The organism is Streptomyces sp. NPDC031340, assembly GCF_055569945.1.
The window spans coordinates 20,229-43,173 of sequence record NZ_JBVIIE010000001.1 but is presented as its reverse complement, the minus strand read 5'-3'; the positions used below and the strand labels follow the sequence as shown (position 1 = coordinate 43,173).

General features: G+C 70.8%; 22 protein-coding genes and 2 riboswitches. Of the genes, 8 read left to right on the top strand and 14 right to left on the bottom strand.

What is annotated here, in order from left to right; translation table 11 throughout:
- Positions 1 to 76 precede the first annotated feature (76 nt).
- A complete protein-coding gene (locus ACZ5GT_RS00170) occupies positions 77 to 661 on the top strand; it encodes a TIGR03086 family metal-binding protein (protein WP_469011840.1) in 585 nt (194 codons plus the stop codon).
- On the opposite strand, the gene ACZ5GT_RS00165 is transcribed toward ACZ5GT_RS00170, so the two are convergent.
- From ACZ5GT_RS00165 to ACZ5GT_RS00120, 10 genes are all read right to left on the bottom strand, one after another.
- Positions 648 to 1,508: a thioesterase family protein gene (locus ACZ5GT_RS00165; protein ID WP_469011838.1), complete on the bottom strand. Its 861-nt coding sequence runs from the start codon at positions 1,506 to 1,508 to the stop codon at positions 648 to 650. The two genes, ACZ5GT_RS00170 and ACZ5GT_RS00165, sit on opposite strands and share 14 nt — an antisense overlap.
- A 53-nt stretch (positions 1,509 to 1,561) precedes the next feature.
- Positions 1,562 to 2,233, bottom strand: a complete 672-nt coding sequence (locus ACZ5GT_RS00160; protein WP_469011836.1) for a trimeric intracellular cation channel family protein — start codon at positions 2,231 to 2,233, stop codon at positions 1,562 to 1,564.
- Between the two features lie 92 nt (positions 2,234 to 2,325).
- The gene (locus tag ACZ5GT_RS00155; protein WP_469011833.1) at positions 2,326 to 3,645 is read right to left on the bottom strand and encodes an ABC transporter ATP-binding protein; all 1,320 of its coding nucleotides are present in this window, start codon (positions 3,643 to 3,645) and stop codon (positions 2,326 to 2,328) included.
- A gap of 14 nt (positions 3,646 to 3,659) precedes the next feature.
- A complete protein-coding gene (locus ACZ5GT_RS00150) occupies positions 3,660 to 4,757 on the bottom strand; it encodes an ABC transporter ATP-binding protein (RefSeq protein ID WP_469011830.1) in 1,098 nt (365 codons plus the stop codon).
- Positions 4,754 to 5,752: an ABC transporter permease gene (locus tag ACZ5GT_RS00145; protein WP_469011827.1), complete on the bottom strand. Its 999-nt coding sequence runs from the start codon at positions 5,750 to 5,752 to the stop codon at positions 4,754 to 4,756. The genes ACZ5GT_RS00150 and ACZ5GT_RS00145 overlap by 4 nt, the downstream gene beginning before the upstream one ends.
- A gap of 142 nt (positions 5,753 to 5,894) precedes the next feature.
- Positions 5,895 to 7,694, bottom strand: a complete 1,800-nt coding sequence (locus ACZ5GT_RS00140; RefSeq protein WP_469011826.1) for an ABC transporter substrate-binding protein — start codon at positions 7,692 to 7,694, stop codon at positions 5,895 to 5,897.
- Between the two features lie 70 nt (positions 7,695 to 7,764).
- Positions 7,765 to 8,772 carry an ABC transporter permease gene (locus ACZ5GT_RS00135; protein WP_469011822.1) on the bottom strand — a complete coding sequence of 336 codons (1,008 nt, stop codon included), beginning with the start codon at positions 8,770 to 8,772 and terminating at the stop codon, positions 7,765 to 7,767.
- Between the two features lie 307 nt (positions 8,773 to 9,079).
- Positions 9,080 to 9,874, bottom strand: coding sequence for an enhanced serine sensitivity protein SseB C-terminal domain-containing protein (locus ACZ5GT_RS00130; protein WP_469011820.1), 795 nt, complete (start codon positions 9,872 to 9,874; stop codon positions 9,080 to 9,082).
- Positions 9,875 to 10,025: 151 nt separating this feature from the next.
- On the bottom strand, positions 10,026 to 10,823 hold the full coding sequence (locus tag ACZ5GT_RS00125) for an enhanced serine sensitivity protein SseB (protein ID WP_469011817.1): 798 nt from the start codon (positions 10,821 to 10,823) through the stop codon (positions 10,026 to 10,028).
- Positions 10,824 to 10,988: 165 nt separating this feature from the next.
- A complete protein-coding gene (locus ACZ5GT_RS00120) occupies positions 10,989 to 11,657 on the bottom strand; it encodes an AAA family ATPase (protein ID WP_469011814.1) in 669 nt (222 codons plus the stop codon).
- A 177-nt stretch (positions 11,658 to 11,834) separates the two neighbouring features.
- Positions 11,835 to 11,967, top strand: a riboswitch (glycine riboswitch).
- Positions 11,968 to 12,079, top strand: a riboswitch (glycine riboswitch).
- Between the two features lie 70 nt (positions 12,080 to 12,149).
- On the opposite strand from ACZ5GT_RS00120, the gene gcvT reads away from it, so the two are divergent.
- The 6 genes from gcvT (at position 12,150) to ACZ5GT_RS00090 (ending at position 18,939) form a co-directional block, all read left to right on the top strand.
- Complete coding sequence (gene gcvT / locus ACZ5GT_RS00115) at positions 12,150 to 13,268, top strand: glycine cleavage system aminomethyltransferase GcvT (protein WP_469011812.1); 1,119 nt, start codon at positions 12,150 to 12,152, stop codon at positions 13,266 to 13,268.
- A 110-nt stretch (positions 13,269 to 13,378) separates the two neighbouring features.
- On the top strand, positions 13,379 to 13,756 hold the full coding sequence (gene gcvH / locus ACZ5GT_RS00110) for a glycine cleavage system protein GcvH (protein ID WP_469011810.1): 378 nt from the start codon (positions 13,379 to 13,381) through the stop codon (positions 13,754 to 13,756).
- 15 nt (positions 13,757 to 13,771) lie between these two features.
- The gene (gene glyA / locus ACZ5GT_RS00105) at positions 13,772 to 15,037 is read left to right on the top strand and encodes a serine hydroxymethyltransferase (RefSeq protein WP_469011808.1); all 1,266 of its coding nucleotides are present in this window, start codon (positions 13,772 to 13,774) and stop codon (positions 15,035 to 15,037) included.
- A 118-nt stretch (positions 15,038 to 15,155) separates the two neighbouring features.
- Positions 15,156 to 16,523, top strand: coding sequence for an L-serine ammonia-lyase (locus ACZ5GT_RS00100; RefSeq protein ID WP_469011806.1), 1,368 nt, complete (start codon positions 15,156 to 15,158; stop codon positions 16,521 to 16,523).
- Positions 16,524 to 16,731: 208 nt separating this feature from the next.
- Positions 16,732 to 18,240, top strand: a complete 1,509-nt coding sequence (locus tag ACZ5GT_RS00095; RefSeq protein WP_469011803.1) for a hypothetical protein — start codon at positions 16,732 to 16,734, stop codon at positions 18,238 to 18,240.
- Positions 18,241 to 18,381: 141 nt separating this feature from the next.
- Positions 18,382 to 18,939 carry a glycoside hydrolase family 25 protein gene (locus tag ACZ5GT_RS00090; protein ID WP_469011800.1) on the top strand — a complete coding sequence of 186 codons (558 nt, stop codon included), beginning with the start codon at positions 18,382 to 18,384 and terminating at the stop codon, positions 18,937 to 18,939.
- 39 nt (positions 18,940 to 18,978) lie between these two features.
- On the opposite strand, the gene ACZ5GT_RS00085 is transcribed toward ACZ5GT_RS00090, so the two are convergent.
- Both ACZ5GT_RS00085 and ACZ5GT_RS00080 read right to left on the bottom strand, forming a co-directional pair.
- Entirely contained in the window at positions 18,979 to 19,713 is a 735-nt protein-coding gene (locus ACZ5GT_RS00085; protein ID WP_469011797.1) for an NADPH-dependent F420 reductase, read from the bottom strand.
- Positions 19,714 to 19,808: 95 nt separating this feature from the next.
- The gene (locus ACZ5GT_RS00080) at positions 19,809 to 20,021 is read right to left on the bottom strand and encodes an EF-hand domain-containing protein (RefSeq protein ID WP_351892628.1); all 213 of its coding nucleotides are present in this window, start codon (positions 20,019 to 20,021) and stop codon (positions 19,809 to 19,811) included.
- 172 nt (positions 20,022 to 20,193) lie between these two features.
- Here ACZ5GT_RS00080 and ACZ5GT_RS00075 point away from each other — a divergent pair, with 172 nt between their 5' ends.
- Positions 20,194 to 20,826 (top strand): GNAT family N-acetyltransferase, encoded by a 633-nt coding sequence (locus ACZ5GT_RS00075; protein ID WP_469011794.1) that lies wholly within the window; start codon positions 20,194 to 20,196, stop codon positions 20,824 to 20,826.
- 63 nt (positions 20,827 to 20,889) lie between these two features.
- On the opposite strand, the gene ACZ5GT_RS00070 is transcribed toward ACZ5GT_RS00075, so the two are convergent.
- Both ACZ5GT_RS00070 and ACZ5GT_RS00065 read right to left on the bottom strand, forming a co-directional pair.
- Complete coding sequence (locus ACZ5GT_RS00070; protein ID WP_469011792.1) at positions 20,890 to 22,137, bottom strand: YVTN family beta-propeller repeat protein; 1,248 nt, start codon at positions 22,135 to 22,137, stop codon at positions 20,890 to 20,892.
- Positions 22,137 to 22,913 carry a polysaccharide deacetylase family protein gene (locus ACZ5GT_RS00065; protein ID WP_469011789.1) on the bottom strand — a complete coding sequence of 259 codons (777 nt, stop codon included), beginning with the start codon at positions 22,911 to 22,913 and terminating at the stop codon, positions 22,137 to 22,139. The genes ACZ5GT_RS00070 and ACZ5GT_RS00065 overlap by 1 nt, the downstream gene beginning before the upstream one ends.
- Between the last annotated feature and the right edge of the window lie 32 nt (positions 22,914 to 22,945).

Genomic DNA, 22,945 nt, shown 5'->3' with positions numbered 1-22,945 from the left:
TTATCCGGCGAACCTGAAGGCAACGACCGCGAGTACCGGAACCACCGGAACCACCGTAGAAACAGAAAGGCCGGCCATGAACGCCATCGACCCCCGCCCCGTCTACGCCCGCGCCACCGAACAGGCCGCCGAGCTGATCAGGACCGTCCGGCCGGAGCAGCTGACCGCTCCGACGCCGTGCGCCGAGTACGACGTGCGTGCCCTGCTCGGTCACGTCGTCGGCGGCACCCTGCGCATGGCGGTGGCCGGCGAGGGCGGCGACGGGCTCGCCGTGCACCCGTCCGCCGACGTCGCCGACGACGGATGGGCGGACGCTTTCGAGGAGGTCCGCGCCCGCGCGCTGCGGGCCTGGGCGGACGACGCCCGGATGCAGGCGCCGGTGCGGGTGCCGTGGGGCGAGGTGCCGGGCGCCGCGGCCCTGTCGGGGTACACGATGGAGCTGGTGACCCACACCTGGGACCTGTCCGAGGCGCTCGGCCACCCGCTCCCGCTCGACCCGGAAGTGGGCGCGTTCGCGCTCTCCGTCGCCCGGCGCGTCCTGGCCGACGCCCGGCGCGACGCGGACTCGCCCTTCGGCTCGGCGCGGCCGGCCCCCGAAGGGGCCGACGTCTACGGCGAGCTGGCGGCCTGGCTGGGCCGGACGCCGCTCAGCCGAGTCTGACCCGGGCAAGCTGGCGGGACTGGGCGACCAGCCGGTCCGCGCTGTCCCAGACCTCGGCGTCCTCCTCCAGGAAGCCGCCGGCCAGGTTGCGGGTGGTGATCGCCACCCGCACCGGCCCGGGGGCGGGGCGGCAGCGGACGTGGACCGTCAGCTCGACCGTCGGCACCCAGCCGGACAGGCCGAGCTCGAACGCGGTGGGCGGCAGCGCGTCCACCGCGAGCAGCAGCGAGAGGGGGTCGGCGTCGCGGCCGTCGGCGAGGCCGAACCAGGCCCGCATCTCGCCCTTGCCGGAAGGGGCGCCCAGCGCCCAGCCCAGGGTGGACGGATCCAGCTTGAGCATCAGGCGGTCGGCGATGGCCGACGCGCCGGAGGGGGGCGCCGGGCCGTCCTCCGGGCCGAAGCACTGGTCCATCGGCGGTATCGCGGGCGGCCGGGCGGAGGTGCGGACGTCGTCGGGGAGGGCGCCCAGGTCGCCGTAGGAGGCCAGGACGCGGATGCGCTCGACCTCGCCGCCCTGCTCGTCGTACTGGAACAGTGACGCCTGGCCGGTCGACAGCGTCCGGCCGGTGCGGACGACCTCCGTGCGCACCACCGCCGGGCCCGGCTGGGAGGCGGTCAGGTAGTGCGCGGAGACGGTGAACGGGTCGGAGTGCGGCAGGGCGTCCGCGAGCGCGCGGCCCAGGACCGCCAGCAGATAGCCGCCGTTGACGGCGTTGACGATCGTCCAGCCGGCGGAGAGGTCGATGTCGTAGACGCCGGGGGCGCGACGGGTCAGCGCGGTGTCCCGGTCGAACTCGCTGTCCCCGATGGTGGCCGGCGCGGCAGGTGCGGAGGCTGCTTCTGGCATGGGTGAACATTACAACAAGCGAATACTAAGCGGTAGCTTTTCTTCGGGCGGCGTCACTGCACGACCGGCTCCTCCTCCCGCACCGTCGAGCGCCGGTTCCAGGCGCGCGGGGCCCGCCAGTGGAACCGCATCGCGAGCAGCCGCAGCACGAAGGCGGTCACCACCGCGAGCCCGGTGGTGACCGGGGTGACGGCGTCGTAGCGGATGCACAGGGCGACCATGGTGGCGCCGACGATCGCCGGGACCGCGTACAGGTCGCGGTCCCAGCGCAGCAGCGAGGGCACCTCGTTGGCGAGCACGTCCCGCAGCACACCGCCGCCGACGGCGGTGGCCAGGCCCAGGGCGGCCGAGGACGTGAGGTTGAGCCCGTAGTCGTACGCCTTCGTCGTCCCGGCGACGCAGAACAGGCCGAGGCCGGCCGCGTCGAAGACGTTGACCGCGGACTGGATGCGCTCCACCTGGGGGTGCAGGAAGAAGACCAGGAGGGCCGCGAGCAGCGGGGTGATGAAGTACCCGAGGTCGGTGAAGGCGGCCGGCGGCACGGCCCCGATGACCAGGTCCCGGAACAGCCCGCCGCCCAGCGCGGTGACCTCGGCGAGGACGGCGATGCCGAAGACGTCGAAGTTCTTGCGCACGGCCAGCAGCGCGCCGGAGATGGCGAACACGAAGATGCCGACGACGTCGAGCGTGTGCTGGACGGAAGGGCTGAACAGTTGCTGAAGCACCCTTCCATTCTCACCCAGAAACAAACCCCCACCTTGCAATGCAAGGTGGGGGCTCGCTGAGGGTATGGCCGCTTCGGACGCTGCCTCGGAGGTTACTTCTTGAGCGGGTCCTGGCCGTCGGTGCCCTCCGCGGCGGCGCCGGAGCCCGCCTCGGCCTCGGCACCGGCCTCGGTCTCGGGCGCGGTCTCCGCGTCCGCACCGGCCTCCGTCGTCGCTCCGGCCTCGGCCTCGGTCGCCGCCTCGGCCTCGGTCTCCGCGACCTCCGCGGCCACCGCGGCCGACGTCGCCGCCGACTCCGCCAGCACCTCGTCGGACACCAGCTCCGCCGCCTCCTTCGCGGCGGTCAGCAGCACGGTGTCCTGCGGGGCCTGGTCCTCGAAGTTCTCCGGGTGGTGGCAGGCCACCTGCTGACCGGGCTTCAGCTCCAGCAGCGGCGGCTCGGTCGTCCGGCAGATCTCCGTCGCTTTCCAGCACCGGGTGTGGAACCGGCAGCCGCTCGGCGGGGAGATCGGCGACGGCACATCGCCCTTGAGCAGGATGCGCTCGCTCTTGGCGTTCTTGCGCCGGGGGTCCGGGATCGGCACCGCCGACATCAGCGCCTTGGTGTACGGGTGCATCGGCGCCCGGTACAGCGCGTCCCGGTCGGCCAGCTCGACGATCTTGCCGAGGTACATCACCGCGATCCGGTCCGAGACGTGCCGGACGACCGACAGGTCGTGCGCGATGATCACGTACGTCAGGCCCAGCTCTTCCTGGAGGTCGTCGAGCAGGTTGACGACCTGGGCCTGGATCGACACGTCAAGCGCGGAGACCGGCTCGTCGGCCACGACCAGCTTCGGCTTCAGCGCGAGCGCGCGGGCGATGCCGATGCGCTGGCGCTGGCCGCCGGAGAACTCGTGCGGGTAGCGGTTGTAGTGCTCGGGGTTGAGACCGACCACCGACAGCAGCCGCTGGACCTCCTTCTTGATGCCGCCCTCGGGCGTGACGCCCTGGAGCTTGAAGGGGGCGCCGATGATGGTGCCGATGGTGTGGCGCGGGTTCAGCGACGAGTACGGGTCCTGGAAGATCATCTGCACGTCGCGGCGCATCGGGCGCATGCCGCCCACCCCGAGGTGCGTGATGTCCCGGCCCTCGAACTCGATCCGGCCGCCGGTCGGCTCCAGCAGCCGGGTGATCAGCCGGCCCATGGTCGACTTGCCGCAGCCGGACTCGCCCACGACGCCGAGCGTCTCGCCGGACCTGACCTCGAAGTCGAGGCCGTCGACCGCGTGCACGGCGCCGACCTGCCGCTGGAGCAGGCCCTTCTTGATCGGGAAGTGCTTCTGCAGCCCGGTCACCTTCAGCAGGGTCTCGCCGGAGGCGGCGTTCTCCTTGGTGGCCACGGCGCCTTTGCCCTGCGCAGGGATGCTCACTGCTTTGTCCTCGCTCACAGCTTCGGCGCAATCTCTTCGATCCAGATGCGCTCCCGCTGCTCCTTGGTCATGTGGCAGGCGGCCCAGTGCTGGCTGCCGACCTCGGTCAGCTCGGGGCGGACCGTGCGGGTGATGTTGTCCTTCGGGATGTCCGCGTACGGGCACCGCGGGTGGAAGGCGCAGCCGGACGGCAGGTTGATCAGAGAGGGCGGCGCCCCCTTGACCGGGACCAGACGGTCCTGCTGCTCACGGTCCAGGCGCGGCATCGAGCCGAGCAGGCCCCAGGTGTAGGGGTGGCGGGGCTCGTAGAACACCTTGTCCGCCGGGCCGCGTTCGACGCAGCGGCCGCCGTACATCACCAGGATGTCGTCGGCCAGCTCGGCGACGACGCCCAGGTCGTGGGTGATGACGATGACCGCGGAGCCGAACTCCTTCTGCAGATCGCGGATGAGGTCGAGGATCTGCGCCTGGACGGTCACGTCCAGGGCGGTCGTCGGCTCGTCCGCGATCAGCAGCTCGGGGTTGTTGACCAGCGACATCGCGATCATCGCGCGCTGGCGCATACCGCCGGAGAACTCGTGCGGGTAGCTGTCCACCCGCTTGTCCGGCTGCGGGATGCCGACCCGGTCGAGCATCTCGATCGCACGGCGCCGGGCGGTCTTCTTGTCGACGTCGTGGTGGATGCGGTACGCCTCCACGATCTGCTGCCCGATCGTGTAGTACGGGTGCAGCGCCGACAGCGGGTCCTGGAAGATCATCGCCATCTCGCGGCCGCGCAGCTTGCGCACGTACTCGGGATCGGCGGACAGCAGCTCGGTGCCGTCCAGCCAGATCTCGCCGGAGATCTGCGCCTTGCGCTTGCCGTACTGGCCGGCGGTGTGCAGGCCCATGATGCCGAGCGAGGTCACCGACTTGCCGGAGCCGGACTCGCCCACGATGCCGAGGGTCTTGCCCTTCTCCAGGTGGAAGGTGAGCCCGTCGACGGACTTGACCAGACCGTCGTCGGTCGGGAAGTGCACCTTGAGGTCGCGCACCTCCAGGAAGGACGTCGGGGCCGGCGAGGCCGAGGTGGGCTCGCCCACGGCTGCTCCGGTCTTGCTGAGTTCGGTCATGCGAGCCTCACTCGGGGGTCGATCACGGCGTAGAGGATGTCCACCACGAGGTTGGCGATCAGCACCGCGAGGGAAGTGATCAGGGTGACGCCCAGGATGATGGGCAGGTCCTGGTTCTTGATGGCGTCGAGCACCGCACGGCCGAGACCGGGCAGGTTGAACGTCGACTCCGTCAGGATGGCGCCGCCGATGAGGGCTCCGAGGTCCATGCCGAGCATCGTCAGGATCGGCGTCATCGTCGAGCGCATGGCGTGCTTGCCGATGACGACCTGCTCCTTGAGGCCCTTCGCGCGGGCGGTGCGGATGTAGTCCTCGCCGAGGATCTCCAGCATGGTGGCGCGGGTGATCCGGGCGTACATGGCCGCGTACAGGAACGCGAGGGTGATCCAGGGAAGGATCATGCCGCCGAACCAGCCGCCGAAGCTCTGGTCGAGCGGCACGTACTGCGCGTCGATCCATTTCAGCCCGTAGGCGAAGATCGCCAGCGAGAGCATGCCGGTGAAGTAGATGGGCAGGGAGACACCCGACAGCGCGACGACCATCGCGCCGCGGTCCCAGACGGTGCCCCGCTTCAGGGCGGAGAGCACACCCGCCGCGACGCCGAAGACCAGCCACAGCACGGCGGCACCGAGCGCGAGACCCAGGGTCACCGGGAAGCGGTCGGTGAGCACCGGCCAGACGGCCTGCTCGCTGCGGAAGGAGTAGCCGAAGCACGGCGCGGCGCACTGGGTGACGTCGCCACCGCCCGAGTAGGTGCGGCCGACGAAGATGCCCTTGAAGAACTCCCAGACCTGGGAGTAGATCGGGTCGCCGAGTCCGAGCTTCTGCCGCACCGCTTCGACGGCGGCCGGGTCGGCCTGCTTGCCCACGAAGCTCGCGGCGATGTCCACGCCCGCCCACTTGGGGACGAGGAAAAAGATGCCGAAGACCACCATGACGATGACCACGAGCATCACTGCGGCGGCGAACAGCCGCCTGATGAGGTAAGCGAGCACAGCTAACGGCCCGCCGCGGACCGCGGGCCACCTGCGGTCTCCCCCACCGCCTCATGAGCGTGGGAGGTGCCCCCAGGTGACCCGCGGTCACGCCGCGCCGGCCTTCACCTGCCTTTCGTGCCGTACGGCGGGTGTGCCGGGTTTACTTCGCGGACTTCAGACCGAGGTTGACGAAGTCGTACATGCCGCTGTAGTTGTCCGACGTGTAGACGTTCGCCAGGTTGTCCGAGCGCCAGTTGATGAACTTCTCGAAGACGAAGGGCAGGTAGTAACCGCCCTCCATGACCTTGTGGTTGATCTCCGAGGAGATCTTGGTCTTGCCGGCGTCGTCCAGCGTGGTGACGTACTGGTCGAACAGGCCGTCGATCGCCTTGTCCTTGATGAGGGCGTAGTTGTTGTTACCGCTCTCCAGGATGTACTTGCTGTCCCACAGCGGCAGACCGAAGCCCTGGACGGTCGGGAAGTCCGGGCCCCAACCCATGATGATGATGCCGTAGTTCTTCTTCTTGACGTTCGACGGGCTGCCGATGATGCCGGCGGTCTGCGAGCCGTCGTACTGGTCGATCTGGGCGTTGATGCCGACCTTCTTCAGCGACGCCTGCAGCGACTGGGCCGTGGCCACCTCGACCGGCTTGTTGTTGCGGACCGCGATGGTGGTGGAGAAGCCGCTCGGCTTGCCGCAGGCCTTCAGCTCTTCCTTGGCCTTGGCCGCGCTGCCGTTCTTGTTGGCACCGGCGAGCTGGTACGGGTCGTACTTCTGGCCCTCGGCACCCGGGACGGACGGCGGGAGCATGTTGGTGCCGATGTCACCACCGGCGACCGGGCCACCACGGGCGGTCTGCAGCGACACGTGGTCGGCGCCGTAGATCACGGCCTTGCGGCAGTGGATGTTGTCGAACGGCTTCACGCTCTGCGGGAAGACCGCGTAACGGATGTAGCCGGAGACCGGGTTGTCCAGGTTGGCCTTGTGCTGCTTCAGGGCGGTGGTGCGGCCCTGCGGCGACATGCCGGTCTGGTTGATGTCCAGGTCCAGGTCACCGTTGAGCAGGCGCTGGTCGAGCTGGTTGGCGTCCGAGAAGAACTTGACCGTGATCTTGTCCGGGTACGCCTTGCGGATCGGGTCCGAGGCCTGCTTCCACTCGGGGTTGCGGACCAGGGTCAGGTCCTTGCCCGGGGCGTAGGACGCGAACTTGTACGGGCCGGAGGAGAACGGGTGCAGACCGTACTTGGACTTGGTGTCCTTGTCCTGGCGGACCGGGGACGCCGACACCAGGCCGAGCACCTCCTCGAAGTCCGAGTTGGCCTTCGGCAGGTGGAAGACGATCGTCTTGTCGTCGGGCGTCTCGATCGCCTTCAGACCCAGCTTGTCCTTGGACGAGTCCTTGTACGGGCCCTTGTACTCGCCCTTCGGGTCCAGGAAGTCCTTCAGGTAGGTCGGGCCGCCGGACAGCACGTCCTGCGCCCACACGCGCTCTATGCCGTACTTGACGTCCTTGGACGTGATCGGCTTGCCGTCCTCCCACGTGACGCCGTCACGCAGGTGGTACGTGTAGGTCTTGCCGTCGTCGGTGACCTTGGCGAGGCCGTCCGCGAGGTCCGGGGTCAGCTCGGCGCCGGCCTTGCCGGGCTCGGTCTTGCCCGTGACCAGTTGGCGGCTGTAGTAGCGGGCGAAGTTCCACATGAAGCCGTAGTAACCGCGCGTGGTGTCCCACGAGTCGGCGTCCTGGGCACCACCGAACTTCAGCGTGCCACCCTTCTTGGCGAGCGATGCCTGGGCGACCTTGTTGTTGGCGGCGTCGAAGCCGGCCGCACCGGTCTTCGACCCACCACCGTTGCTGTCGTCGTCGCCGCCGCCGCACGCTGCCGTGGTCAGCAGCGCGGCGACCGCGGCAGCAGCGGCCAAAGCCTGCTTACGCCGCCCTGAGGTGCGTTGGGTAGTCACGATCTCGGATCCTCCGGATTTGATGAGAGACCCCGTGCAGGTGCCACGGGACGCTTTGCGGTACGGCAATTCAGCGGGAGCCCTTGGGGTCCAGCGCGTCGCGCACGCCGTCGCCGAAGAGGTTGAAGGCGAGGACGGTGATGAAGATCGCCACGCCCGGGACCACCATGTACATGGGGTCCGACTCGTAGTAGTCGATCGCGCTGGAGAGCATCTGCCCCCACGAGGACGTGGGCGGCTTGACGCCGACGCCCAGGAAGCTGAGGGCCGCCTCGGTCAGAATGTTCGTCGGGATCATCATCGTCGTGTACACGATGATCGGCGCGACGAGGTTGGGCAGCAGTTCCTTGAACAGGATGTAGAACTGCCCGGCGCCCAGCGATCGGGCGGCCTCGACGTACTCGCGCTCGCGCATCGAGAGCGTCTGGCCGCGCACCACGCGTCCGATGTAGGGCCAGCCGAAGAAGCCGATGACCAGGATCATCACGAAGACACGCACGCTGGAGCCGGTCAGCCCGAGCATGGTGCTCGGCATGACGGAGACCAGGGCGATGGTGAACAGCAGCTGCGGGAAGGCCAGCAGACCGTCCATCACGCGGCTGATCAGGGAGTCGACCCAGCCGCCGAAGAAGCCGGCGAGGATGCCCAGCACGGTGCCGAGGACGACGGCGACCATCGCGGACAGGAAGCCGACCAGGAGCGAGACGCGGGCGCCGTAGAGGATGCGGGCGAGGATGTCACGGCCGTTGACCGGCTCGACGCCCAGCAGGTGGTCACCGCTGATGCCGCCCAGGGAGCCCTTGGGGGTGCCGAACAGCGGGTCGATCAGGCTCTCGTGGTAGGCGTCCGGGTCCTGACCGAGCAGGCTGGTGATCACCGGCGCGAGCAGGGCGAGCACGATGAGGACGAGCACGACGATGCCGCCCGTGAGGGCGAGCTTGTCCCGCTTCAGGCGCTCCCAGGCGATCCGGCCCAGGGAACGCCCCTGTACGGCCTTCACTCCGGCGCTGGCAACCGCCGCTTCCTCGGCCGCGCTCGGGGCCGCTTCCGCGGTCGGCTCGTGCAATGGTGCCGTCATCTGGCAGGGACCCCTCTCAACCGGCGGTAGCCGGCCCGCACTTGCCGCTGTAGCGGCGTCATCAGTCCGTCGTACACAGGGGCAGAGGCCCCTGGAGCGGGAGTCTTCAACGCTTTGGCGATCTGTTGCCAGACTTGACGGGGAAAGGATGCGTAAACGTGATGCGGGCTGGAGGGTTCCGTTATCCGGACAGTGGGTAGCGAGGGTCGGACAGGGACGGGTGTGGCTATATGGGACACGGGAGGATCTTACGCCGCCATCTACGCGCGAAGAACAGCACCCCCTACGGGCGGGCTGTGAGGTCGTCTCAGTATGCGCCGTGGGCCGGCGGATAGCCGTATCCGGCTGCCGGGGCCTGTGCGGGGGCCGCGTGCGCTTCGCGGTCGTAGAACGGACGGGCGTTCGCCCGCAGCCACATCGCGACCGGGTCGTAGCCGTCGGACATCGCCACGGTCGACACCGGCAGGCCGTCCGGCACCGCCCCGATGGACTGCTGCATCATCGCCCGCACCGAGTCCACCGCGGGCGGCGAGGTGTCGTACACGTCCAGGCCGATGGCGAGGTACGGCGCTCCGAGCGCCGGCTGCACCCAGGCGCGGCGCAGCGAGCGGACGGCCGGGGTACGGTGGGCGTTCTGCGCGAGCAGCGCGTAGAACTGCGGGATCTCGATCCCGGGCTCCGAAAGACGCAGCGGGCCGGCCGGCTGGCGGTCGAGGCCGGTGGCGATGCGGCGCAGGTCCAGCCAGGGGATGCCGACGCCGCCGCCGGGGGCGTGCGGGTTGAGCCAGAGGCCGTAGTGGTCGGGGTACAGGGTGCGGGCCACGTCGAGCCCGTCGACGACCTCGTAGGAACGGTTCCAGCCACTGGCCGACAGCTCCTGCGCGGAGGTCACGCAGGGGGCGTAGCTGAAGCCGTCGACCTCCATGTTCCCGTACTGCGCGTCGGGGGACCCGGCCTGGCCGTGCCAGAGCAGCATCCAGACCTGGCCGGAGGACGGGGTCGCGAGCGCCCTGAGCAGCGCCTCGTAGGCGTCGTAGCGCCCGGGCGTCACCTGGCGCAGCATGTGCTCGACCTGGCCGGTCGTGGTGCCGCTGGCGCTCACCTGTACCGCCCCTTCTGAAAGTTGCTGCGGATATGAAACCAGCTTAAGCGCCCGGGGGTCCGGGGCCCCGCGACCGACGGCGAGTACGTGTCCGCCGGGGCCGGTCGCGCGGCGCCCTCACCCCTGCGGGCCGGCTGCCGGCGGGCAGCGGTTACAGGTGATCCCTCGTGTAGAACGGCCTGACCTGGTCGCGCATCCAGACCGCCACCGGGTCGTCGGTGACGTCCAGCAGGACCAGGTTGACCGGCCACCGGGTGGGGGCCTTGGCCAGCGCCCGGCCGAGGGCCTCCAGGGGCAGCGCCCTGAAGTCCCCCTCCCACTGGGACAGCTCCACGCCCACGAACATCACCGGGTCCGCCGTCTCGATCGCGGCCAGGCACCGGCGGGCCGTGGTGACGACGCCGGTGTCGGCGAACTCCGCGGTGGCCGCGGCGAGGAAGTCGACCGGGTCGTCCTGCCAGTCCGGCTCGAAGAGGCGGACGCGGCCGCCGGCTCCGGGGCCGTCCAGCGAGGTGCGGCCGGCGCGGCACAGCTCGGCCACGGCGGCCGGCGGGAGCGGGACGCCGACCACGCCGTCCGGGTTCACGGCGATGCCGATCTGCGGCGGCAGGCCGCGGGCGAACTCGACGGCCGGCGCAATGGTGTACGACATGTGGTTGCCGACGACCTGACGGAACTGCTCCTCCGAGCTGAAGACCGGCACGTAGGCCTGCCCGTCGATCTCGAGGGTGGGCAGGTCGAGGGGGCCGCTGTCCGGGCCGCCGCCGTTGGGCAGCGGCACCCAGAGGAAGCTGCGCCCGAGCACCTCGACGATCCGCCCGCCCGCGGTGGGCACGCCGAGGGAGGCGGAGAGCACCTCCTCCAGTTCGTTGCCGGGCCATCCGCCGTGCGGGTGGGGGTGCGCCTGTGCCGGGATGTCCGCGGGGAAGCCCGCCGCCGGGAAGTCCATCTGCCTACCGCCTGCTTGGAACCTGCTGTGGCTGAAAAGGCTAACGGGTACCACCCGCCGACCGGTCAGCCCGCGACCTCTCGCGCACCGCGCACCGCGCACCGCGCCGCGGCGTGGCGGGTGGCGTCCGACGGCGGGCGCGCGGGCCGCGGTGGGTGGCCGGGGTCAGTCCGGGAAGGCGATTCTGCGCAGGACGCCGGAGGCCGGGCGGTCCAGGAGGATCGCCGAGCCGCAGCCGTCGGGCAGATCCCCGCGTTCCACCGCGCGCAGCAGCCGGGACACGGCCGCGCGGTGCCGGGCGAAGGCGTACCGGGAGACGCCGCGGCCCCGCTCGCGCTGCCCCTCCAGCGCGGCCTCGGGCGCGACGTCGAGCAGCAGCAGGTGCAGCGTGCCGCCGCGGCGGCGGGCCTCCCGGGCGAGCCAGCCGCGCACCCACGCCTGGGTGCCGCAGTCGTGCACGACGACGCCCTCGCCGGAGCGCAGGGCGCGGCGCAGTCCCGCGTAGTGGGCGAGGCGGACCAGGGGGCGGTAGACGGCGTAGGGCAGGAAGCGCGGCATGCGGCTCTCCCAGCGGTCACGGGCGTCCTGGGAGTCGATGCGCAGGCCCGTCACCGCCCGCTTCATCAGGGTGGACTTGCCGCTGCCGGGCAGGCCGGTGACCACGACGACGTCGCGGGAACCGAACAGCAGGGCGTGCGGGCTGCGGCCGGACCGCTCGCGCAGGTCGCGGACGACCGGCGCCGGCCGGGCCGCGCACCGCTCGCGGGCCGGGGCCGTGGGCTGGTCGGGCAGCGCGATAGCCGAGGTCGTCGCATACGCCGTGGGCCTTGTCACCGTGATCGTCCTCCCTGCGGGGGTCAGAGAACTTCTCCCCACCGAATGTAAAGAGAAAGTAATCCAAGCTGTCTCCCGGTTCGGTGCCTTTACGGCCACAGGCCTGTCACAAGTACCGACCGCCCACCATCCGCCGAGGCGTGCAATGATGAGCCCGCCAACTGCATACCGGCCGTTTGAATCCGCGCGGGAGAGTTCCCGGCAGCACGTACGCGTCGCCACGTTCGCGTCGCCACGTGCGCCTCACCGGGACGCCGAAGGAGCAAGTCCCTCCCTTGAATCTCTCAGGCCCCGTTACCGCGCGGGCGAGGCACATCTGAAAAGCGGGCCGCTGTCGACCAGCGGCTCCACCCAAGGTGCAAGCCGTGATCCCTTGCCTGGTCATGGCGAACCTCTCAGGTTCCGATGACAGATGGGGAGGAACGACCTCGCTTCCCCCATGCCCGGCTTCGCTCGCACGGGGGCCCCATCGCCTTGGGAGACGACCGACCGATGAGCAGTACCGAACTCCGTCACACCGCCCTCGACGCCGTGCACCGCTCGCTCGGCGCGACGATGACCGACTTCGCCGGCTGGGACATGCCGCTGCGCTACGGCTCCGAGCGCGACGAGCACAACGCCGTACGCACCAGCGCGGGCCTGTTCGACCTCTCCCACATGGGCGAGATCGCCGTGACCGGCCCGCAGGCCGCCGCCCTGCTCGACCACGCCCTGGTGGGCGACATCGGCGGCGTGCGGACGGGCCGCGCCCGCTACACCATGATCTGCCGTGCGGACGGCGGCATCCTCGACGACCTGATCGTCTACCGGCTCGCCGAGACCGACTACCTGGTCGTGGCCAACGCCTCCAACGCCCAGGTCGTCCTGGACGCCCTCGTCGAGCGCTCCGCCGGCTTCGACGCCGAGGTGCGCGACGACCGGGACGCCTACGCGCTGATCGCCGTCCAGGGCCCCGAGTCCCCCGGCATCCTGAAGTCCCTCACGGACGCCGACCTGGACGGCCTGAAGTACTACGCGGGCCTGCCCGGCACGGTCGCGGGCGTGCCGGCCCTGATCGCGCGCACCGGCTACACCGGCGAGGACGGCTTCGAACTGTTCGTCGCCCCGTCCGACGCGGAGAAGGTGTGGCAGGCGCTGACCGAGGCGGGCGCGCCCGCCGGACTGGTCCCCTGCGGCCTGTCCTGCCGCGACACGCTGCGCCTGGAGGCGGGCATGCCGCTGTACGGGCACGAGCTGAGCACGTCGGTGACGCCGTTCGACGCCGGCCTCGGCCGGGTCGTGAAGTTCGGCAAGGAGGGCGACTTCGTGGGGCGGACGGCACTGCTGGAGGCCGCCGACCGGGCCGCCGCCGAGCCTCCCCGCGTCCTCGTCGGCCTGGTCGCCGAGGGCCGCCGCGTCCCGCGCGCCGGGTACCCGGTCGTCGCCGGCGGCGAGGTGATCGGCGAGGTCACCTCCGGCGCCCCCTCCCCCACGCTGGGCAAGCCGATCGCCATGGCGTACGTGGACGCCGCGCACGCGGCGCCGGGCACCCCCGGGGTCGGTGTGGACATCCGGGGCACCCACGAGCCGTACGAGGTCGTGGCGCTGCCCTTCTACAAGCGGCAGAAGTGACACCGTCGTAGCCGCGCGCGCGTGACACAGCGCACATCGCGCCTGCTCACGCACGTTCTTCGCAGTCCCCCACTCACCAGCACTTCCCCGCGTACAGGAGAATTCAGGCCATGAGCAACCCGCAGCAGCTGCGTTACAGCAAGGAGCACGAGTGGCTGTCGGCCGCCGAGGACGGCGTCGCGACGGTCGGCATCACCGAGTTCGCGGCCAACGCGCTCGGCGACGTCGTCTACGCCCAGCTCCCCGAGGTCGGCTCCACGGTGACCGCGGGCGAGTCCTGCGGCGAGCTGGAGTCGACCAAGTCCGTGTCCGACCTGTACTCCCCCGTCACCGGTGAGATCACCGAGATCAACGAGGACGTCGTCAACGACCCGTCGCTGGTGAACTCGGCCCCCTTCGAGGGCGGCTGGCTGTTCAAGGTGCGCGTCACCGACGAGCCGTCCGACCTGCTCTCCGCCGACGAGTACGCCGCCCACACCGCCGGCTGAGGAGTCGTCCCCGTCATGTCCGTACTGAACAAGCCCCTGCACGAGCTCGACCCGGAGGTCGCCGCGGCGGTCGACGCCGAGCTGCACCGCCAGCAGTCCACGCTCGAGATGATCGCCTCGGAGAACTTCGCTCCGCTCGCGGTCATGGAGGCGCAGGGCTCGGTCCTCACCAACAAGTACGCCGAGGGCTACCCCGGCCGCCGCTACTACGGCGGCTGCGAGCACGTCGACGTCGCCGAGCAGATCGCCATCGACCGGGTCAAGGACCTGTTCGGCGCCGAGTACGCCAACGTCCAGCCGCACTCGGGCGCCTCCGCCAACCAGGCCGCCCTGTTCGCGCTGGCCCAGCCCGGGGACACCATCCTCGGCCTGGACCTCGCGCACGGCGGCCACCTGACCCACGGGATGCGGCTGAACTTCTCCGGCAAGCAGTTCAACGTGGTGGCCTACCACGTGGACTCCGCGACCGGACTGGTCGACATGGCCGAGGTCGAGCGGCTGGCCAAGGAGCACCGGCCCAAGGTGATCATCGCGGGCTGGTCGGCGTACCCGCGGCAGCTGGACTTCGCCGAGTTCCGCCGGATCGCCGACGAGGCCGGGGCGTACCTGTGGGTCGACATGGCCCACTTCGCCGGTCTGGTCGCAGCCGGTCTGCACCCGAACCCGGTGGAGCACGCCGACGTCGTCACCTCCACCACGCACAAGACGCTGGGCGGACCGCGCGGCGGCATCATCCTCGCGAAGAAGGACTTCGCGAAGAAGCTCAACTCCTCCGTCTTCCCGGGCTTCCAGGGCGGCCCCCTGGAGCACGTGATCGCGGCCAAGGCGGTGTCCTTCAAGGTCGCGGCGAGCGAGGAGTTCAAGGAGCGCCAGCGCCGTACGGTGGAGGGCGCGCGGATCCTCGCCGAGCGCCTGACGGCGGCGGACGCCCGCGAGGCCGGGGTGAACGTGCTGTCCGGCGGTACGGACGTGCACCTGATCCTGGTCGACCTGCGCGAGTCCGAGCTGGACGGGCAGCAGGCCGAGGACCGGCTCCACGAGGTCGGCATCACGGTCAACCGCAACGCCGTCCCGAACGACCCGCGCCCGCCGATGGTCACCTCGGGTCTGCGCATCGGCACGCCCGCCCTGGCCACCCGCGGTTTCGGTGCCGAGGACTTCGCCGAGGTCGCGGACGTCATCGCGCAGGCGCTGAAGCCGTCCTACGACGTGGATGCGCTGAAGGCCCGGGTGAAGGCGCTGGCGGACAAGCACCCGCTGTACCCCGGTCTGAACAAGTAGGACCGGCACCGCCGTTCCCTTCCGCGCGGTGCCCCGCACACTCGAAGGCGAGTGGGGCACCGCGCGGACACCTCCCGCACCTCCGCACCTCCCGCAGCCCCCTTCCCGAGGAGTCAACGTGGCCATCTCGGTCTTCGACCTGTTCTCGATCGGCATCGGCCCGTCCAGCTCCCACACGGTCGGCCCGATGCGCGCGGCCCGCATGTTCGCCCGCCGGCTGCGCAACGAGGGCCTGCTGGAGGCCGTCGCGTCCGTGCGCGGCGAGCTGTACGGCTCCCTGGGCGCGACCGGCCACGGCCACGGCACCCCGAAGGCGGTACTGCTCGGCCTGGAGGGCGAATCCCCGCGCACGGTGGACGTGGAGACGGCGGACCAGCGGGTGGCGGACATCAGGGAGTCGGGCCGGCTGCGCCTGCTCGGCGGGCACGAGATCCCGTTCTCCTTCGACGACGACCTGGTGCTGCACCGCCGCAAGGCGCTGCCGTACCACGCCAACGGCATGATCCTGCGGGCCCGCGACGCCTCGGGCGCCGAACTGCTGTCGAAGACGTACTACTCGGTGGGCGGCGGCTTCGTCGTCGACGAGGACGCGGTGGGCGCGGACCGCATCAAGCTGGACGACACGGTCCTGAAGTACCCCTTCCGCACGGGCGACGAACTGCTGCGCCTGACCGGGGAGACCGGCCTGTCGATCTCCGCCCTGATGCTGGAGAACGAGCGGGCCTGGCGCACCGAGGAGGAGATCCGGGCCGGGCTGCTGGAGATCTGGCGGGTGATGCGGGAGTGCGTGTCGCGGGGCATGTCCCGCGAGGGCATCCTGCCGGGCGGCCTGAAGGTGCGCCGCCGCGCCGCCGTCTCGGCCCGCCAGCTGCGCGCCGAGGGCGATCCACTGGCGCACGCGATGGAGTGGATCACGCTCTACGCGATGGCGGTGAACGAGGAGAACGCGGCCGGCGGCCGGGTCGTCACCGCGCCCACGAACGGCGCGGCGGGCATCATCCCCGCGGTCCTGCACTACTACATGAACTTCGTGCCCGGCGCCGACGAGGACGGCGTGGTCCGCTTCCTGCTCGCGGCCGGTGCGATCGGCATGCTCTTCAAGGAGAACGCCTCCATCTCCGGCGCCGAGGTCGGCTGCCAGGGCGAGGTCGGCTCCGCCTGCTCGATGGCGGCGGGCGCGCTGGCGGAGGTGCTCGGCGGATCGCCCGAACAGGTCGAGAACGCCGCGGAGATCGGCATGGAGCACAACCTCGGCCTCACCTGCGACCCGGTCGGCGGCCTGGTCCAGATCCCGTGCATCGAACGCAACGGCATGGCCGCGGTCAAGGCGGTCACGGCCGCCCGGATGGCGATGCGCGGCGACGGCTCGCACAAGGTGTCCCTGGACAAGGTCATCAAGACGATGAAGGACACCGGCGCCGACATGTCGGTGAAGTACAAGGAGACGGCCCGGGGCGGTCTCGCGGTGAACATCATCGAGTGCTAGGGAAACGGGCCCTGCCCAGCGCGTTCGTGTCTTTCAGCGCTGTCAGGGCCTTCTCTGCACGCTCGCCGTACCCACCCGTGCGCGAAGCCAGGCATTCGCTCCAGCCCTGGGCTTCCAGCGTGGTGACCTCCAAAGCACCGCCCACACCTTCTGGATGAGACCATCCGTCGGCGGAGCCCGATGCAGTGGCCATGGGAGGGGGCGGCGGATGGCGCAGGCACGCTACGACCAGCGGGTGCGGGTTTTCGTCGAAGTGCGCGGCGGTCAGCAGGACTGGGCGGAGGCCAAGGAGCGGTTTCTTCAGCAGGGCTGGCCCGTCCGTGCCGAACACCCCGCGGGGCAAGGGCTCCTGGGTAACGCTGTCGACCCGTCTCCCGACTCCTGCGTCTACGAGATCGAGGTGCGCCTCTTCGGTATCGCCAAGGGATGTGACCGAGGCGCTGCCGATCGGATCCGCAAGGTGGCGCAGGCCGCGCGGCTGGAAGCGTACGTCTTGCGTGCGGAACGCGTGCACCGGGACCGAGAGACGCGCTCCCGCTGGCGCGTCATCGACGCTCGGCGAAGACGAAGCGCCCTCGACTCTCGGTGGCGCCGGTACTTCGCCAACTGGGCCATGGCTCGCGGCCGCTACGACATCGGTGGGCTCATCACCGGTCCCGCACGACAAGCCCTGCGCCTGGCCCGCGCCGAGAATCCGGCGACCGCCTCAAGGATCGCCGTCCGGCCCTTGGACGGCATATGGAAGGACCCGGTGCGCCGATGGCCGGAGGAGGAGGGCACCCGCCGGGCCCTTCACGCCGTGCTATGGGCTCTCGTGCCCGCTGCCGCCCTCGCCTTGGCAGCCCACGCCGTACCGGCGAGTCAGTGGTTCTGGAGCCTGCTGGCGCTTGCCGGCGCCGTGCGGGCAGCACGGGCCGGTTGGCGCCTCTTCCCCGACGGCAAGGCGATGGGCGCGGTGATGATCCTCGTGGTGTCCGGATTGTTCGCGGCCGCCGGGCGCGGACTTCTCGGCAGCGAGGGCTGGACGCCTTCCACCATGTACTACACCGTTCTCATTCTCGGGGTGGTCACGGGACTCTGGCTCCTGGTACGGCAATGGACGTGGGGCGAATGGGTCGGATGGGCCGTCCCCCTCGTCGTCACGCTGCTGATTTCGAGTTTCGTGGCAGCGGGCTCGGTGCTCCATGCCCTGTACGCCGACAGGCTGGACCTGAGCACCAGCGATCTCGACGTCCCGCCCCTGTGGCAGTTCATCGCCTCGCTGAAGCTCGTATCGATGCTGGCCTACGTGCTGGTCGTCCCTGCCTGGTGGGGCATCGCCCGGCACCGCCACCACTTCTACGCAACACCCGGCGAACGCACGAACGTCCTGCTGCACGCCCTGGTGTTCGTCGCCCTCCTGACCATCACGGCCGGAATCGCCCTGGACTCGACCAGTCGGGCCGCCGAACGCACCAAGGCCGCTGCCGAGCGCGGCACGGAACCGCCGGCGTACTTCGGCGTCGAGCCTTCCTGGACGTGCGTACGAACGACCACCGCGCTCGGCCGCATCCCTGGCGAGGGCCCCGCGCTGAACCCGGATCGCCCCTACCTGCTCGTCAACGTCGTAGGCAGCACGGTCGTCCTGTGGGATCCGGTCGCGGACGAGCCGGTGAAACTGCCCGCCGACAAGGCGTGGCTGGAGCCGGCCGAGAGCGGCAAGGGGACGTGCGCGTGACCCACCGATCGTGAAGGTCTGTCGAGCCACACTCGCCGGCAGGTACTGCTCAGGGCGTCCGACACGCGGGGGCGGGCGGTTGACCGTTCAGGTACGGGGTACAACTTCTGTCCCGCCGACGGAAATTGTGGGAGTTCCCCGATGCTGCGCGGTATCGATGTGAGTGCGTATCAGTCCTCGTCCTTCGACACGGACGGTCTCTCCTTCGTCTTCGTCAAGGCGACGGAGGGCCGGTCCTACGTCAACCCCAGGCTCGCCGCCCAGACGAAGCGGGCCCGGGACGCCGGTCTGGTCGTCGGCTTCTACCACTTCCTGTGGCCCGGCAACCTCCAGGCCCAGGCCGAGTACTTCGTCGAGCACGCCCCCGAGAAGGCGGGCGACATCCTCGCCGTCGACTGGGAGAGCACGGGCGACGGCAGGCACGCCTCCAACGCGCAGAAGGACTCCTTCATCCGCAAGGTGAAGGCGCTGCGGCCGCACCACCGGGTCGTGCTCTACTGCAACCGGAACTTCTGGCTGAACATCGACACCACGTCGTACGCGGGCGACGGCCTGTGGATCGCCGACTACGTCACCGCGGGCGAGCCGCGCATCAAGGCCAAGTGGCGCTTCCACCAGTACGCCAGCGAACCGCACGACAAGGACGTCGCCGCCTTCGCCACGAAGGACGCGCTGCGGAAGTGGGCGGGCGGCGCCTGACGTCGTGCCGGGCGCCGCGGCCCGCCCGCGGGCCTGCGCCTATGCGCGGAAGTCGGCCGGGCGTTCCGGGGACGCCTCCGCCAGGCCCTTGGTGACCTCCTCGACGCCGGCCCGCAGGCCGTACACCGGTGTGCCGGGCTGCTGGCGCCAGGAGTCGTCCAGGCCGCCCGCGTCGACGGTGTCGAAGCCGAGTTCGTCGATCAGCTCCCTGACCTTGCGCTTGGCCGCCTCGTCGTCGCCCGCGACCGGGAGCGCCATGCGGTCCGGGGCGCCGGCCGGGCGAGGGCGGTCGAGGATGTCCTGGGCGTACGTGCCGTTGAACGCCTTGATCACCGGGTGTCCGAGGTGGCGTTCCGTCCAGCGGCTCTCGGTGACGCCGTCGTCCACGATCTCGGCGATCCTGCCGTCGCGCTGCGGGTAGTAGTTGCCGGTGTCGATCACGGCGACGCCGTCCGCCGCCTCGTCGAACAGGCCGGACGGCAGGTCCGGGATCGCCTTGAGGGGGATCGTGACGACGACGATCCCGGCCCCGCGGGCCGCCTCCTCGACGCGCACGGGCGTCGCGCCGGTCTCCTCGGCCAGTTCGGTGAGCGTGTGGGGTCCGCGGGAGTTCGCGACGGAGACGTCGTGGCCGAGTGCGGTGAGCCGCCGGGTGAGGTTGCCGCCGATGTTGCCCGCGCCGATGATGCCGATCTTCATGCCGGTCGCCCTTCCGGGGTTGGTGTCGTTCCCGTGAGCACCACCAACCCTTCCGGATCGCGGGCTATTCCGCACGCCGGGCCGCACGGGTGCCCCGCCGGGGCGACGAAGGGGCCGGTCCGGCCGTCGTTGCGGCGGTGGACCGGCCCCTTTCGCGTCCCGCGTTCACGTCACTTGTTCAGGTACGTCCAGAACTCGTCGAACGACAGGACCTTGTCGCCGTTCAGGTCACGGGTCTTGATGATCGCCTCGGCGACCGACTCGGTGACGTTCCAGTCGCCCCCCTGGGCGAGCGCGGTCTTCAGCTCGGCGGCGGTGATGAACCCGTCGCCGTCGCTGTCGATCCGCTGGAACTCCTTGCGCGCCTCTTCGATGTCCGCCACCGATCCGCCCCTCTTGTTACGTTTCTCGTGTCTTCCGGCGTTCTGCCGCAGGTCAGACTAACGGGCGCGGCGAGTGCGCAGCGCAGCGACCACCCACGCGAAATCCGGTGCCGTAGTCGATCACGTCTGCGAGTCTGGGCCTTCCGGCGGGCGGTGACTCGAGGAGCGGGTGGTGGCGGAGACTTTGCGGGACATTCTGGACGCGGCGGCACGAGGTGTCTTCCCGCCGCCGGACGGCCGGACGGCGGTCCTGCCGCAGCCCTCGCCCCGCGACGCCGGAGTCATCGCCTTCACCGCGCATTCCGTGGTCTTCACGGACGAGGATCCGCGGTGGGTGCGCCGGGCCCTGCGGGAGACCGGCTGCGACGCGCTCGCGGCGACGATGAACGCCCGCTTCCTGACCGCGTTCATGGACCGCACGGGCCGCACGACGGACACGGTCGACGTGCTGACGGTGGGCTCCGCCCTGCCGGGCGGGCCGCCGCTCGCGCTCACCGAGATCGCCGGCCCGGACCATCCGCGGGTGGTGAGCTCCCGCCTCAGACGCGACGACGTCCGGGTGTGGGCGACGGACGGGGGCGTGCTCGTGCTGGGGCGGGGGGTAGCGGGACGGCTGGAGGCGGCGGTGGAGGTGGACGAGGGCGTACGGCATCGCGGGCTGGGGCGTGCCCTGGCGACGGCGGCCCGGCAGCTGGGCGGGGGTGAGCCGGTGTGGGCGCAGATCGCGGCGGGGAACGCCCGCTCGCTGCGGGCGTTCCAGGCGGCCGGCTACCGTCCCGTGGGCTCGGAGGCGCTGCTGCGGTGATCCGCGGCGCGTGGTCCGCGGCGCGCGAGCCGCCGCGATCCGCCGCCGTGATCCGCCGCCGGGTCAGCGGAAGATGCCGGTGTGGCCGAGCGAGTAGCGGCCCGGCTGCGGGTACACGGCGAGGCCGTGCGGGCCGCTGCCGACCTTGATGCGGGCCAGCTGGGCGCCGGTGCGGGTGTCGATGGCGTACACCTCGGAGTGGTAGCGGCCGGACAGCCACAGGACCTTGCCGTCGGCGGAGACACCGCCCATGTCGGGGCTGCCGCCGTCCGGCAGGTGCCACTTCCGGGTCACCTTCTGCTTCCGGAAGTCGAAGACGGAGACGGAGCCCTCGCCGCGGTTGGAGACGTACATCTCGCGCGAGTCGCGGCTGACGTACAGGCCGTGGCAGCCCTTGCCGGTGGGCAGGAATCCCGGCGTCGTGAACTTGTCGCCGTCGAGGATCCACATGCCGTCGGTGGTCATGTCGGCGATGTAGAACTTCTTGCCGTCGGGCGAGACCTTGACGTCCTGCGGCATCGCGCCATGGTGCGGGAGCCGTTGCTGCCCGACCACCTCCATCTTCGCCGTGTCCACCTTCAGCAGCTCGCCGCTGAACTCGCAGGAGACGATGAAGTAGCGCCCGTCGAGGGAGAAGTCGGCGTGGTTGACGCCGTAGCAGCTGACCGGGACGGTCTTGACGCGTTTCATGGTGTGCGCGTCGCGGAAGACCAGTTCGCGGTCGAGGGAGGCCATGACCACGGCGTAGCGGCCGTCGGGGGTGAAGTAGAGGTTGTACGGGTCGTGCACGTCGACGGTGCGGCCGGCCTTCCCGGTCCTCGGGTCGATCGGGGTGAGGGTGTTGCCCTTGTCGTTGTTGACCCACAGGGTCTTCAGGTCCCAGGACGGGACGACGTGCTGGGGCTGGGCGCCGACCGGGATCGTCTCGATCACCCGGTAGGTCTTCGGGTCGATGACGGAGACGGTGTCGGAGTTGGTGTTGGGGACGTAGACGCGGGACGGGAAGTCCCGGACCACCGGGGAGAGCCGGTTCGGGCGGTCGGCCGCGTACACGTCGTGCGGGTCGAGGACGGGCGGCATCCCGGGCAGGCCCTGGACCGCCGCCGCCTTCGGCGGGGCGGGCCGGACGGCGGCGCTGCTGCGGGCGGCCTCCTCGGCGTGCGGGCGGTCCGTGCCGCCGCAGGCGGCGAGCGCGGCGAGCCCGGCGGCGGCGAGCAGGGCGCGCCGGGCGAAGGCGCGGTGGGCGCGGGTGCGGTGGGTGCGGGCGCGGGTGCGGTGAGGGAGGGTGCGGTGAGGGAGGGTGCGGTGCATCAGCTGAACAGCTCCGTGGTGGTCACGGCGGCCAGGCCGCGGCGGTCGAGTTCGTCCAGTACGGCGGGGAGCGCGGCGACGGTGTCCGGGTAGCCGAAGTGCAGGCTCACCACGGATCCGTTGCGGATCTCGCCGAGGACCTTGCGGGTGACGGCGTCGGGTCCGGGCCGGGTGTAGTCCAGGGAGTCGACGTCGTACGACAGCACGTGCGGGTAGCCCGCCTCGCGGGCCAGGCGCAGAACGAGCGGGGAGGCCCGGGGCGCGCGGGAGGGACGGAACCAGGTGCCGATGGAGCCGGTGAGGCGCCTCAGCCGGTCGGCGCAGGCGGTGATCTCGGCGCGGGCGTCGGTCTGCGCCATGGCGTTGACGGCCAGGTGGCGCTGGGTGTGGTTGCCGAGGTCGTGGCCGCCGTCGAGGACGCGGCGGGCGAGGGAGGGGTGTTCGTCGAGCCAGCTGCCGACGGCGAGGACGGTGACGCGGGCGCCGTGCCGCTCGGCCTCGGTGAGCAGAGCACGGGCCAGGGCGGGGTCGCCCTGGCCGTGGAAGGTGAGGGCGACGCGGGGGCGGGTGCGGGGTCCGTGGGTGAGCTGGGCGGGCCGGCCGGGGTAGTGACGCGGGCCGGGGGCCGGGGGACGGGTGGAGCGGCGGACGGTGGGGTCGGCGGTGGGCTCGGGGTGGGCGGCTGCGCCGGTGGCGTCGCATCCGGCGGCGAGCACGCCACCGGCGACGAGCCCGGCGCCGGTCCGCAGCGCGGTGCGGCGATCGGTCGTGGTCACCGCACCATTTAAGGCGGATCTGAAGCAAAAAC